The organism is Pluralibacter sp., assembly GCF_019237635.1.
Lineage (GTDB): Bacteria > Pseudomonadota > Gammaproteobacteria > Enterobacterales > Enterobacteriaceae > Enterobacter_B.
The window spans coordinates 1-12,575 of the sequence record NZ_JAFAGS010000058.1; the positions used below are offsets into that span (position 1 = coordinate 1).

A 12,575-nucleotide genomic window follows, 5' to 3' on the forward strand; every position below is an offset into this window, starting at 1 on the left:
CACGCCAAACACCGCGCCGCCGTCGAACGTGCAGCCAACCGCGCCGCGTAATCCTTTCCGCGGCGTGAAGGTATGCAAACCGAAACAGACGCCAGCGCCGGTGTATGCCACCCGCTTCTTTACGGTGCTTGGCGACAGCATCAGCCAGAGCCCGCTGGTACAGTATTACCAGCAACAGTGGCAGGGCTGGGGGAAGAAAGCATAACGGCCCGTCGGGGCCGTTATGCTAATCGGATACTCGGGATTTGTGCGTTTCTTCCTTCATCAAAGGCATCCTGTCGCTCTGGGCATACCACGATTTAAAATACTTCAGAAAACTATAAAACGTGGCATACAGGCCAGTAACAACCCCAACTTTGCCATACCGCCAGGCACCGCTGAATAAATACCACTTAAAAAATGCTCCAATCGCGCTGATAACACCACGCCCGATGGAAGGCTTGATGTTTTGATACTTTACCAGGCGTGTCGTGTATCCGTTAAGCTTCTGAAATACTTCATGCAAAGAGTAGAAGGTATCGTGCCTGACGTGACCAGGCATTTTGATGCAACGAATTTGCCCCACGACTTTGTCGTCAACAGGCCTGTCGTTAAATTGCGCCTGAGTCCGATTAAATAATCTGACAGGGTAATCCGGTGATGAAACTGGATACAGAGTGCGTACAGGTTGGCCTAGTACATACCAGTAACGAGGAAGTCGCCATGCCAAATCGATTTCAGGGTCTTTCTCTGCCTTCAACGCCAGAATATAGTCGACGACCCGATCATCCAGAATCTCATCACTATCCATGCAAAGCACCCAATCATGCGTTGCCAGACTTATTGCGTAGTTCATCTGCGCACCGTGCATGGAGTAAGAATGGTGGTGAAGCGTGAGATTAAATCGCTGGCAGATCTCTAGCGTCCGATCGCTACTGCCGGAATCAACAATGACAATTTCATCGGCCACTTGTAGTAAAGGAGGTAATACCTCCTCTAGCAGCCTCGCGGAGTTGAATGTCAGCAGACATACAGATAATTTAAACATGACGTCCGTCTAGTTAAACAAACACTAAACAGATTTTATATATCCATTGTCTGGAATTGCATTATTTAAAAAGTGCGAATTAAGACAAAAGTACATTCCCTGGAGCAGATATACAAAAAAAAAGCGCCCTAAGGCGCTTTTTAACATGGGTTAATCCCAGCTCAGAATGACTTTGCCGGACTGGCCTGAACGCATGGCGTCAAAGCCCTGCTGGAAATCATCAATCCCGAAGCGATGGGTAATAATCGGGGAGAGATCCAGACCAGACTGGATCAGCGCCGCCATCTTGTACCAGGTTTCAAACATCTCGCGGCCATAAATGCCTTTGATGAACAGTCCTTTAAAGATGACCTTGTTCCAGTCGATAGACATATCCGACGGCGGAATACCCAGCATGGCGATACGCCCGCCGTGGTTCATGGTATCCAGCATCGCGCGAAACGCCGGCGGCGCGCCGGACATCTCCAGACCCACGTCGAAGCCTTCCGTCATGCCAAGCTCAGCCATCACGTCGGTCAGGCTCTCTTTAGAGACGTTGACCGCGCGGGTCACGCCCATCTTGCGCGCCAGGTCGAGACGGTACTCGTTAACGTCGGTGATCACCACATGACGCGCGCCCACATGCTTCGCTACGGCCGCTGCCATGATACCGATCGGGCCTGCGCCGGAGACCAGCACGTCTTCGCCCACCAGATCAAACGACAGCGCCGTATGCACCGCGTTACCGAACGGGTCGAAGATAGAGGCCAGGTCGTCGGAGATATTGTCCGGGATTTTGAACGCGTTAAAAGCCGGGATCACCAGATACTCGGCAAAGCAGCCCGGGCGGTTTACGCCCACGCCGATAGTGTTACGGCACAGGTGCGTACGGCCGCCGCGGCAGTTACGGCAGTGACCACAGGTGATGTGGCCTTCGCCGGAGACACGGTCGCCGATTTTAAAACCCTTCACTTCCTGACCGATACCGACCACTTCGCCGACGTATTCGTGGCCGACAACCATCGGTACCGGAATGGTTTTCTGCGACCACTGGTCCCAGTTGTAGATGTGGACGTCAGTGCCGCAAATCGCGGTTTTACGAATTTTGATCAGCAGATCGTTATGACCGACGTCCGGCTCCGGCACGTCGGTCATCCAAATCCCTTCTTCCGCTTTCAGTTTGGATAACGCTTTCATCACACGTCCTCAGGCAATCACGCCCAGTTGTTTGCCGATGCGGGTAAAGGCTTCCACCGCACGCTCAATTTGTTCAGGGGTATGCGCCGCCGACATCTGAGTGCGAATACGCGCCTGACCTTTTGGCACCACCGGGAAGAAGAACCCGGTGACGTAAATCCCCTCTTTTTGCAGCTCGCGGGCAAAATTCTGCGCCACAACCGCGTCGCCCAGCATCACCGGAATAATCGCGTGATCGGCACCGGCCAGGGTGAAGCCTGCGGCGCTCATTTTTTCGCGGAACAGGCGGGCGTTTGACCACAGACGGTCGCGCAACTCTCCGCCGGACTCCACCATCTCCAGCACTTTGATAGACGCGGAGACAATCGCTGGCGCCAGCGAGTTGGAGAACAAGTACGGGCGGGAACGCTGGCGCAGCCACTCAACCACCTCTTTACGCGCCGCGGTATAGCCGCCAGACGCGCCACCGAGCGCTTTGCCCAGCGTACCGGTGATGATGTCCACACGATCCATCACCTGGCAGTATTCGTGAGAACCGCGACCGTTTTCGCCCACAAAGCCGACTGCGTGCGAGTCATCGACCATCACCAGCGCATCGTACTTGTCCGCCAGATCGCACACGCCTTTCAGGTTGGCAATCACGCCGTCCATAGAGAACACGCCGTCGGTGGCGATCAGCACGTGACGCGCGCCAGCTTCACGCGCCTCTTGCAGACGCGCTTCCAGTTCCGCCATATCGTTGTTGGCGTAACGGAAACGTTTTGCTTTGCACAGGCGTACGCCGTCGATGATAGAGGCGTGGTTCAGGGCATCAGAGATAATGGCGTCTTCCGCACCCAGCAGCGTTTCAAACAGGCCGCCGTTGGCGTCAAAGCAGGAGGAGTAGAGGATAGCGTCTTCCATCCCCAGGAACTCGGCCAGCTTCTTCTCAAGCACTTTATGACTGTCCTGGGTGCCGCAAATAAATCGCACCGAGGCCATACCGAAACCGTGGCTGTCCATCCCCGCCTTGGCGGCGTTGATCAGTTCAGGATGATTCGCCAGACCAAGATAGTTGTTGGCGCAAAAGTTGATCACGTGACTACCGTCGCCGACGGTAATATCAGCCTGCTGAGCAGACGTAATGATACGTTCTTCTTTAAACAACCCTTCCGCGCGCGCGGTTTCCAGGTCGTTGGATAACTGTTTGTAAAAATCACCACGCATTGCAACTCTCCAGATTTGGCAAAATTTGGCACATATTACCCAAAGCTATACGTTGTTACGAGATGACGAAGTACATGTTGCAATTTTTGTAGCATAAATCACGTGTCCCCCTGCGGCTTGTCGGTGAATGGCTGAAGGTCAGACAATGTAGTGGTATGATAAAAACCATTAGCGTCCGGGATAGTCCCGGTCATCCACATTTCAAAGGTTATCGTTATGATCATCGTTACCGGCGGCGCAGGCTTTATCGGCAGTAACATCGTTAAGGCCCTGAATGACAAAGGCATCACCGACATTCTGGTGGTGGACAACCTGAAAGATGGCACCAAGTTCGTCAACCTGGTAGACCTGAACATCGCCGACTACATGGATAAAGAAGATTTCCTGATCCAGATTATGGCAGGCGAAGAGTTCGGCGACATTGAGGCCGTTTTCCACGAAGGCGCCTGCTCATCCACCACCGAGTGGGACGGCAAGTACATGATGGACAACAACTATCAGTACTCCAAAGAGCTGCTGCACTACTGCCTGGAGCGTGAAATCCCGTTCCTGTACGCCTCTTCCGCTGCGACCTACGGTGGCCGGACGTCCAACTTTATTGAATCCCGCGAATACGAGCAGCCGCTGAACGTCTACGGCTACTCCAAATTCCTGTTCGACGAATATGTACGCCAGGTGCTGCCGGAAGCGAACTCGCAGATTGTCGGCTTCCGTTACTTCAACGTCTACGGACCGCGCGAAGGCCACAAAGGCAGCATGGCGAGCGTGGCGTTCCACCTCAATACCCAGTTGAACAACGGCGAAAGCCCGAAACTGTTTGAAGGCAGCGACGGCTTCAAGCGCGACTTCGTCTACGTCGGCGATGTCGCCGCCGTGAACCTGTGGTTCTGGGAGAACGGCGTGTCAGGCATTTTCAACCTCGGCACCGGCCGCGCGGAATCCTTCCAGGCCGTCGCCGACGCGGCCCTGGCGTATCACCAGAAAGGCAGCATTGAATACATCCCGTTCCCGGAAAAACTGAAAGGCCGCTACCAGGCGTTTACTCAGGCAGATCTGACCAACCTGCGCGCCGCAGGCTATAACAAGCCGTTTAAAACCGTCGCCGAAGGCGTGACGGAATATATGGCCTGGCTGAACCGCGACCGCGATACAAATTCACAAAATCATTCGAGCGGTATCAAGGCGGCAACTAAGTGAATCTCCGGGAGCTTACACAAGTAAGTGACCGGAGTGAACGCAGGCAGCCAACGCAGAGACCGTTTGAAGGATGAAGTGAATGAAAATACTGGTGATCGGCCCGTCCTGGGTGGGCGACATGATGATGTCGCAAAGTCTCTATCGCACGCTCAAGGCGCGCTTTCCCCAGGCGATAATCGATGTGATGGCACCCGCGTGGTGCCGTCCGCTTTTATCGCGAATGCCGGAAGTGAACGACGCGATCCCGATGCCGCTCGGCCACGGGGCGCTGGAAATCGGCGAGCGGCGCAAGCTCGGTCACAACCTGCGCGAAAAGCGCTACGATCGCGCTTATGTGCTGCCTAATTCCTTCAAATCGGCCTTAGTGCCCTTCTTCGCAGGCGTACCTCACCGCACAGGCTGGCGCGGCGAGATGCGTTACGGCCTGCTGAACGACGCGCGCGTGCTGGATAAAGCCGCCTGGCCGCTGATGGTCGAGCGCTACGTGGCGCTGGCCTACGACAAAGGTGTCATGCAAACGGCAAAAGATTTGCCGCAGCCCCTGCTGTGGCCGCAGTTGCAGGTCAACGATGGCGAAAAATCGCAAACCTGCGCCGCCTTTACTCTTTCCGCCGAGCGCCAGATGATCGGCTTCTGCCCCGGCGCGGAGTTCGGCCCGGCCAAGCGCTGGCCGCACTATCACTACGCCGAACTGGCGAAACAGTTGATTGACGAAGGTTACCAGATTGTCCTGTTCGGCTCGGCGAAAGACCACGATGCGGGCAACGACATCCTTGCCGCGCTCAGCACCGAACAACAGGCCTGGTGCCGCAACCTCGCCGGGGAAACCCAACTGGAGCAGGCGGTTATCCTGATTGCCGCCTGTAAAGCCGTGGTCACCAATGATTCCGGCCTGATGCACGTCGCCGCGGCGCTGAACCGCCCGCTGGTCGCCCTGTACGGCCCAAGCAGCCCGGACTTCACTCCGCCGCTGTCGCATAAAGCGAAGGTCATTCGTCTGATCACCGGCTACCACAAGGTGCGCAAAGGCGATGCGGCACAAGGCTATCACCAGAGCCTGATCGACATTACGCCGCAGCGCGTTCTCGAAGAACTCAACGAACTGCTGTTGAGCGAAGAAGGATAGCGAATGCGGGTATTGATCGTTAAAACCTCGTCAATGGGCGATGTCCTGCATACGCTGCCGTCGCTGACGGACGCGATGCGGGCCGTACCCGACATTCGTTTTGACTGGGTGGTGGAAGAAGGCTTCGCGCAAATCCCAACCTGGCACGAAGCGGTAGACCGCGTGATCCCGGTGGCGATCCGCCGCTGGCGTAAAGCGTGGTTCTCCGCACCGATTAAGGCCGAACGCAAAGCCTTTCGCGAGGCAGTGCAGGCGCAGCGTTACGACGCGATTATCGACGCACAAGGGCTGGTAAAAAGCGCCGCGCTGGTCACCCGTTTAGCGCATGGCGTAAAGCACGGCATGGACTGGCAAACCGCCCGCGAACCGCTGGCGAGCCTGTTCTACAACCGCCGCCATCATATTGTGAAGCCGCAGCACGCCGTGGAACGCACCCGCGAGCTGTTCGCCAAAAGCCTCGGCTATGCGAAACCGGACGTTCAGGGGGATTACGCCATTTCGCAGCATTTTCTCCACAGTTCAGCGCAAGATAGCGTGCCTTACCTGATTTTCCTTCATGCTACCACCCGCGACGACAAACACTGGCCGGAATCCCACTGGCGCGAACTGATCGGCCTGCTTGGCAATACGGGCTTGCGTATCAGGCTGCCGTGGGGCGCCCCGCACGAAGAAGCGCGAGCGAAACGTCTGGCGGACGGGTTTGATTATGTCGACGTCCTGCCGCGTATGAAGCTCGACGGCGTGGCGCAGGAACTGGCAGGCGCAGCGGCAGTGGTTTCCGTGGATACGGGCTTAAGCCATCTGACTGCGGCGCTGGATAAACCTAATTTCACGCTCTACGGCCCGACCGATCCGGGGCTGATTGGTGGCTACGGCAAAAATCAGCATATCGTCCGCCCACCAAACGGTAGCAGCACCGGTGACATTACCGCTGAGCATATCCGGCAACTATTGCAATCGCAGGGACTCGGTTAATGGGATCACTGTTTAAGCAAATCTATCGATATACCCATCCCAGAACCTTTCGCCACAATGAAAATCTGTGGCCGTGGGTAAAAATCCGCCGGGCAGAAAGCGGCGACATTTGCGTATTACAATACAAAGGCAAATCGGTACCCTTAGTGGACTTAAACTCGCTAAGAAATAGCATGCAGGGCGAAGTACTACTGACGGCAACGGGCCCTTCAACTCGCGAGATCAACTTTTCATTACTGCCAGAACACATTCCAGTCATGGGCGTTAATGGCGCGTGGCATCTGTCCGACAGAATAACATTCTCACTCTATACCATTGTTGATATGGGTTTTTTTGATAAGAGGCCTGAGATTATTCGCGCTATCATCAGCCAAAGTGGAATTATATTGTTCACGACAATGCACGGAATCGCCAAGATCCTCGATCGCTACGCTGAAGATCTACAGTGCCGTTTAGCGCTTGTCGAAGATGGTTGCTATAAAATTTATCAGCCTAAAGTTGCCCAAGGCGCGATACGGCAAACCTATCAACACATTGATAGCCTGCGTTACGATCCCCAGCGACCCGATGTGTGCTTTAGCACAGATATCCGCCAGGGAATATTTGACGCAGGAACCGTTGTCTACTGGGCTTTGCAAATCCTGGCCTGGCTAGGTTTCAAAACGATTCTGATAAGCGGCCTCGACATGACCAATTTCAGCCAACCACGATTCTACGAAACTCAACAAAACCAACTCCCTTCGTATCTGGCAACGAAGGTAGAGAGTCTCGTTATGCCTTCTTTCGCCCTTGCGGCGAGTGTGCTACAGCAAAGCCAGATTCGGGTCATTAATTTTTCGCCAAAGAGCGCTGTTCCAGAAACTATCTTCGAAAAGGTTTCATTTAATGAGTACTTTAAAAATGAGTAACTTTGCGAGACTGGGTTACTCGATTGTTTTCCCCTTGTTTTTATTTTTTAGCGCTGTTTTTTGCATGTCCACCCGAACGAATAACCTACTGCATTTATCCATCTTACTGCTTTTGTTATCGCTATTTCGCCAGGATAATCGACAGGCGCTGGCAGAGGTATTGCGCGAACAGTGGCAAACCTGGACGCTGTTAGTCGCATTCTTCATCTATTTTGCACTCAGTAATCTCTGGGGACATACACCGCAGCTTATCGACTCACTGCTCACCCACGGCGTTTATCTGATCTTTTATCTTCTGCTAATGGCAACGCTGCTGAGCAGCCCGCGAACCCGGCGTCTGGCAATGCTATCCGTCGTGGCGGGAATCACCGTACTTTCCCTCTGGACACTGATCGTTGATCATACATTGGTATTGACCGCGCGGGCTGTCTCGCCTGAAAACCCAGGGCCGACAAACGTAATCGACCTCGCCGGCTACTGCGGTATTGGCATTTTAATCAGCTGTATGTTATTGAAAGAAAAAGTAAGTCACTGGTTATATATCCCGATTATCGTCATGCTGATCATGATGTTGTTAACCCAAAGCCGAGGTCCGCTGATCTCTCTGGCGATTGCCATCGGTTTCACATTGCATCTACAGGTCTTCACACGCCGTAATTTGCTGATCGTTGGCGCGCTGGCGGTGCTGGTTGGGTTGGTCCTCTTCCTGACGCCGGTTGGTGACATGCTGCTCGCCCGTTTTGAGGAGCTGGGAGCGCAAAGTGGGCTACGCCTGAGTATCTGGCGCCATACGTTGGCGGAGATAGCTAACCAGCCCTGGCTGGGACGAGGCTTTGACTACGACCTCGATTTCATCAACTACAGCGGCGAGCACATCACCACCACACATAGTATCTATCTCGGTTCACTGCTGAAGGGGGGGGTTATTGGTTTGTTGCTGTTGTTGGCTGTTGTCGCCTGCGGATTATGGCAGGCATGGCGTAAACGCCGCAACGACAGTCGCCACAGTCTGGCCATCCTTCTCTACGCTCTTATATTTATGGCCTCGCAGGGGATGTTTATCGTTAGCAACCCTCGGGAGACATGGGTATTGTTCTGGCTGCCCCTTGGGATTGCGCTCAGTAAAGGCTTGATGGCAAAACGCTAGAAAAAGGGCCGCCAAAGGCCCTTTTCTACTTACGAGCTTCGACAAGCCGGTCGGCCTGCTCTTTTATAGCAGGCCACAGGGTCTCAATTGCCACATCCGCCACATTCTCTTCTTCACAGACGATCTGCTGCGCCTTTTCATACCCCGGTGCCCAGATTCGATAACCGGGCAGTCCGGTGTCCTTCAGTTTTCGCTTGTTGTACACCGCCACCATTGGCTTATCGAACACCCGCGCAATATGCACAATCGAGGTATCTGGCGTAATCACCAGGTCGCAGCAACGTATCACTTCAACTGCTGAGTTGATGCTGCTGTCGGCGAGATGCAGCGCCATGCCCAGTTCAAGCTGGCAGATTTTCTCGCTACGTCCAACCATCACGATACATACCCGGTAGGGAAGCGTATGAAACCGCTCAATGAGCGCCGCTATCTGATGGCGACTAAAATCCTTATCTATTGATGCGGTGAATGGATTTATCGCAACACAAAGTTCCACCTCTCCCGCCTGCGCCACCAGATGACTGACCTTTTCACGCTCACGAATATCACCAGGCAGATAATAATGGTAGCGTTCATCTGACACAGCAAAAAGTTTCGCCACCTGCTTATAGCGCTGAGAAATATGGCTATTAGCATCTAAAAAGGTAATGGACTGATCGTAGAGTTTGTATTGCTCTTTGTTAAAACCAATCAAACAGGCCGGACGCAATTCAGAAAGTAATTTAAATCGCTCATAGCTTTTCACATCATCGAAATCAACAACAGCGTCAAAACCAACCGCTTTTAACTGACTTAACGACATCCGTGGTTGGTATAAATAGACTTGCTGAAGAAATTCTGAACCTGCTAGTATTTGTTGGCATATTGGCCCGGTCAAAACGGAAACCTGATACCCCTTATCGGCCAATAACTTAGCGCACCCTGTGGTCACGACCATATCACCAACTTTATCATCCAGGCGTAATAATAAGACGTGGCGAATCAGGGTTGGATCGAAGGACCCACGTTTGGGTTTATTTCTATAGCGATAGTTAATTAAATGAAACTTGATTTCGCGGAAGAAAGCATTCTTCTTCCGCGTCAATTGTTTAAGGATGCGCATACGGTACCTTGCGTTGTTTTTATCACTGTGTGATTTCCCGCTGGTAATATTCAGCCAATGTCATTCCTTTCACCTGCGGCGCCAGCCAGCTAAAGAAAGCGTCCAGATCGGCATATAAACGCTCGATATCCTGTTCATTCTTAAAAGTTGGGCTGCCCGCGGGCATATACTCAGAAGAGTGCAGCATATACTCCACGTAGTCGTTACCCTGAGTCAACGTCTGCTCTACGACTTTCTTCATAGTTTCCACATTGCCGCCCATCGGACGCAGCCAATTAACGGATGGCGAGCGGACTTTACCGCGCAGACGGTCGTAGCTCTGCTTCACACTATTCATCCATGCAGAGTGTTTGTACTGAATGCTCATGGGCACTTCCAGCAGCGGAGAATGCCCTTCGCGGCTGATATCATTTTCATCGAGGAAATAGGCGTGCTGCGGAAAGCGACGATAATCAGTACCACCATCACCTTGCGGCGCGCCCTTGGCGGTTTTCCAGTTCACGCGCGGCGTGACGGAGCAATCCACCAGATAACCGTACTCCACCAGCAGACGTGCGTAGCGTTCATCAAACGCCCAACGTCCGGCGCGATGGCTGACCATTTTAGTCTGGAAGGTGTCTTCCAGCAGATGTGTCATATAGCCGACCTTCTCACGCATCGCGGCGTCGCTGTACTCAATGAGATAAGGTTTATGACGCCAGTCGTCAGCGGTCAGCGGTTCGACCGGCGGGCTGTTCCAGGCGTGCAGATGCATACCGATTTCAGCGGTACCGCGCGCAATCACGTCTTTAGCGAATTCGATATAAAAAGGGTCGATGGCCATTTCATAGTTGGTTAAATAGACCGGCTTGAAGCCATACTTTTCGCAGAGCTGCTGAAAACGCGGAAGATAGCGCGCATTCTCCGTAGTGATGCTGTCATGTTTTTGCCAGAGGTTATCACCCTCTGTATCAATCGTGATGAGAAATGCGGGATTGTGCACGAAAACGTCCTCAGGCCATACGTATCAGCTCATGGTAGAGCAATACAACGCTTCTCTCAATCCACGTGATCCCCTAGAATCGGAACCCTTATCCCGGATGAAGAACAGAGTATGACGCCTGAAACCCTCTCCCCCGGCCACCAGGTCCCAGCGCGGATCCTGGTCATTAAGCTGCGCCACCATGGTGACATGTTGCTTATCACGCCGCTCATTCACGCTCTCAAACAACAGTATCCAGCCGCCTGCATCGATGTGCTGCTCTATGCAGAGACTCGGGACATGCTGGCAGCAAATCCGGAAATTTACCAGATTTACGAGATCGATCGCAGTTGGAAAAAGCAGGGTAAAGGGCATCAGCTCAAGATGGAATGGCAATTAATCCGCACCTTACGTCAGCAGCGTTACGACATGGTGCTTAACCTTGCCGACCAGTGGCCCAGCGCGATTATCAGCAAATTAACCGGTGCGGCGACGCGTATTGGTTTTGATTTCCCTAAGCGCCGCCACCCTTTCTGGCGCTACTGCCATACCGTGCTTGCTTCTACTCAGCAGCATAATCAGTTGCATACAGTGCAGCAAAACCTTTCCATACTGACGCCGCTGGGGCTTGAGATTAGCAATGCACCGGCACGGATGGGCTACAGCGAATCAGACTGGGCCAACAGCCGTACACTGCTGCCGGACGGCTTTCAGGAAAACTACATCGTGATTCAACCTACCTCACGCTGGTTCTTTAAATGCTGGCGAGAAGAGCGCATGAGCGCACTGATTAACACGCTTTCTGAAGATGGCTACGCGGTGGTGCTCACCTCCGGCCCCGACAGCAACGAGAAGAAGATGGTGGAGAACATCATCGCTGGCTGCCCGCAGGCGCGGCTGCACTCCTTAGCAGGCCAGCTAACGCTCCGGCAGCTAGCTGCGGTTATCGATCACGCCCGCTTGTTTATCGGCGTGGACTCCGTGCCGATGCATATGGCGGCGGCCCTGAATACGCCGCTCGTTGCTCTGTTCGGCCCGTCAAAGCTAACCTTCTGGCGGCCATGGCAGGCGAAAGGCGAGGTTATCTGGGCCGGGGACTTCGGGCCACTACCCGACCCTGACGAAATCGACACCAACACCAAAGAACGCTATCTCGATTTAATCCCCACCGACGCGGTGATCGCGGTGGCGAAAAAGGTACTGGCATGAAGAAATTCAGGCTGGCTCTGGTGCGACAAAAGTATCGCCCAGACGGCGGTGCGGAGCGGTTTGTCTCACGCGCGCTGGAAGCCCTCGACAGCAGCAATCTGGAACTGAACGTCATCACCCGCGAATGGCAGGGTCCGGTCAAGCCTGACTGGAATATTCATATCTGTAACCCGCGCAAATGGGGACGAATCAGCCGTGAGCGCGGTTTCGCCAATGCCGCGCGCGAACTCTGGAGGCGCGAATCATTCGATCTGGTGCAAAGCCATGAACGTATTCCCGGCTGCGATCTGTACCGCGCCGGCGACGGTGTCCATCGCCGCTGGCTGGAACAACGTTCGCGCATTTTACCCACATGGAAGAGCCGCTTGCTGTTTGCCGACAGCTACCACCGCTACGTCATGCAGGCAGAGCGCGAGATGTATCAGGACACGCACCTGCGCGGAGTGATTTGCAACGCTGAGATGATCAAACAAGAGATCATCGCGGACTTTAGCCTGCCAGCGGAAAAAATCCACGTCATCTATAACGCCGTTGATAACCA

12 protein-coding genes and 1 pseudogene are annotated in these 12,575 nt (G+C 53.8%); 8 read left to right on the plus strand and 5 right to left on the minus strand.

Features of this window, described 5'->3' with window-relative positions; all coding sequences use genetic code 11:
- Positions 1-205 (plus strand): annotated as a pseudogene (locus tag JO226_RS07055) (divergent polysaccharide deacetylase family protein); the annotation flags it as partial.
- 21 nt (positions 206-226) lie between these two features.
- Here JO226_RS07055 and JO226_RS07060 read toward each other — a convergent pair.
- The 3 genes from JO226_RS07060 to kbl all read right to left on the minus strand — a co-directional run bounded on the left by JO226_RS07060 (position 227) and on the right by kbl (position 3,409).
- The gene (locus JO226_RS07060) at positions 227-1,027 is read right to left on the minus strand and encodes a glycosyltransferase family 2 protein (RefSeq protein WP_293545138.1); all 801 of its coding nucleotides are present in this window, start codon (positions 1,025-1,027) and stop codon (positions 227-229) included.
- 150 nt (positions 1,028-1,177) lie between these two features.
- On the minus strand, positions 1,178-2,203 hold the full coding sequence (gene tdh, locus JO226_RS07065; RefSeq protein WP_293545139.1) for an L-threonine 3-dehydrogenase: 1,026 nt from the start codon (positions 2,201-2,203) through the stop codon (positions 1,178-1,180).
- A gap of 9 nt (positions 2,204-2,212) precedes the next feature.
- Positions 2,213-3,409, minus strand: coding sequence for a glycine C-acetyltransferase (gene kbl, locus JO226_RS07070; protein WP_293545141.1), 1,197 nt, complete (start codon positions 3,407-3,409; stop codon positions 2,213-2,215).
- Between the two features lie 216 nt (positions 3,410-3,625).
- Here kbl and rfaD point away from each other — a divergent pair, with 216 nt between their 5' ends.
- The 5 genes from rfaD (at position 3,626) to JO226_RS07095 (ending at position 8,762) form a co-directional block, all read left to right on the plus strand.
- A complete protein-coding gene (rfaD, locus tag JO226_RS07075) occupies positions 3,626-4,606 on the plus strand; it encodes an ADP-glyceromanno-heptose 6-epimerase (protein ID WP_293545143.1) in 981 nt (326 codons plus the stop codon).
- A 79-nt stretch (positions 4,607-4,685) separates the two neighbouring features.
- Positions 4,686-5,732 carry an ADP-heptose--LPS heptosyltransferase RfaF gene (gene rfaF, locus JO226_RS07080; RefSeq protein WP_293545146.1) on the plus strand — a complete coding sequence of 349 codons (1,047 nt, stop codon included), beginning with the start codon at positions 4,686-4,688 and terminating at the stop codon, positions 5,730-5,732.
- 3 nt (positions 5,733-5,735) lie between these two features.
- On the plus strand, positions 5,736-6,707 hold the full coding sequence (gene rfaC, locus JO226_RS07085) for a lipopolysaccharide heptosyltransferase RfaC (RefSeq protein WP_293545148.1): 972 nt from the start codon (positions 5,736-5,738) through the stop codon (positions 6,705-6,707).
- Entirely contained in the window at positions 6,707-7,615 is a 909-nt protein-coding gene (locus JO226_RS07090; RefSeq protein WP_293545150.1) for a sugar glycosyltransferase, read from the plus strand. The genes rfaC and JO226_RS07090 overlap by 1 nt, the downstream gene beginning before the upstream one ends.
- On the plus strand, positions 7,593-8,762 hold the full coding sequence (locus tag JO226_RS07095; RefSeq protein WP_293545152.1) for an O-antigen ligase: 1,170 nt from the start codon (positions 7,593-7,595) through the stop codon (positions 8,760-8,762). The genes JO226_RS07090 and JO226_RS07095 overlap by 23 nt, the downstream gene beginning before the upstream one ends.
- 25 nt (positions 8,763-8,787) lie before the next feature.
- Here JO226_RS07095 and JO226_RS07100 read toward each other — a convergent pair whose 3' ends face one another.
- Entirely contained in the window at positions 8,788-9,864 is a 1,077-nt protein-coding gene (locus tag JO226_RS07100) for a glycosyltransferase family 9 protein (RefSeq protein ID WP_293545155.1), read from the minus strand.
- Positions 9,865-9,886: 22 nt separating this feature from the next.
- Positions 9,887-10,846, minus strand: a complete 960-nt coding sequence (locus tag JO226_RS07105) for a polysaccharide deacetylase family protein (RefSeq protein ID WP_293545157.1) — start codon at positions 10,844-10,846, stop codon at positions 9,887-9,889.
- 111 nt (positions 10,847-10,957) lie between these two features.
- Here JO226_RS07105 and rfaQ point away from each other — a divergent pair, with 111 nt between their 5' ends.
- A complete protein-coding gene (gene rfaQ, locus JO226_RS07110) occupies positions 10,958-12,034 on the plus strand; it encodes a putative lipopolysaccharide heptosyltransferase III (protein ID WP_293545158.1) in 1,077 nt (358 codons plus the stop codon).
- The coding region (locus JO226_RS07115) for a glycosyltransferase family 4 protein (protein WP_293545160.1) at positions 12,031-12,575 on the plus strand (545 nt) is incomplete at its 3' end. The genes rfaQ and JO226_RS07115, both read left to right, overlap by 4 nt.

Excerpts from the sequence above, each read along its gene's own strand:
- JO226_RS07060 (WP_293545138.1), bottom strand. The coding sequence starts at position 1,027 with ATGTTTAAATTATCTGTATGTCTGCTGACATTCAACTCCGCGAGGCTG.
- tdh (WP_293545139.1), bottom strand. The coding sequence starts at position 2,203 with ATGAAAGCGTTATCCAAACTGAAAGCGGAAGAAGGGATTTGGATGACC.
- kbl (WP_293545141.1), bottom strand. The coding sequence starts at position 3,409 with ATGCGTGGTGATTTTTACAAACAGTTATCCAACGACCTGGAAACCGCG.
- rfaD (WP_293545143.1), top strand. The coding sequence starts at position 3,626 with ATGATCATCGTTACCGGCGGCGCAGGCTTTATCGGCAGTAACATCGTT.
- rfaF (WP_293545146.1), top strand. The coding sequence starts at position 4,686 with ATGAAAATACTGGTGATCGGCCCGTCCTGGGTGGGCGACATGATGATG.
- rfaC (WP_293545148.1), top strand. The coding sequence starts at position 5,736 with ATGCGGGTATTGATCGTTAAAACCTCGTCAATGGGCGATGTCCTGCAT.
- JO226_RS07090 (WP_293545150.1), top strand. The coding sequence starts at position 6,707 with ATGGGATCACTGTTTAAGCAAATCTATCGATATACCCATCCCAGAACC.
- JO226_RS07095 (WP_293545152.1), top strand. The coding sequence starts at position 7,593 with ATGAGTACTTTAAAAATGAGTAACTTTGCGAGACTGGGTTACTCGATT.
- JO226_RS07100 (WP_293545155.1), bottom strand. The coding sequence starts at position 9,864 with ATGCGCATCCTTAAACAATTGACGCGGAAGAAGAATGCTTTCTTCCGC.
- rfaQ (WP_293545158.1), top strand. The coding sequence starts at position 10,958 with ATGACGCCTGAAACCCTCTCCCCCGGCCACCAGGTCCCAGCGCGGATC.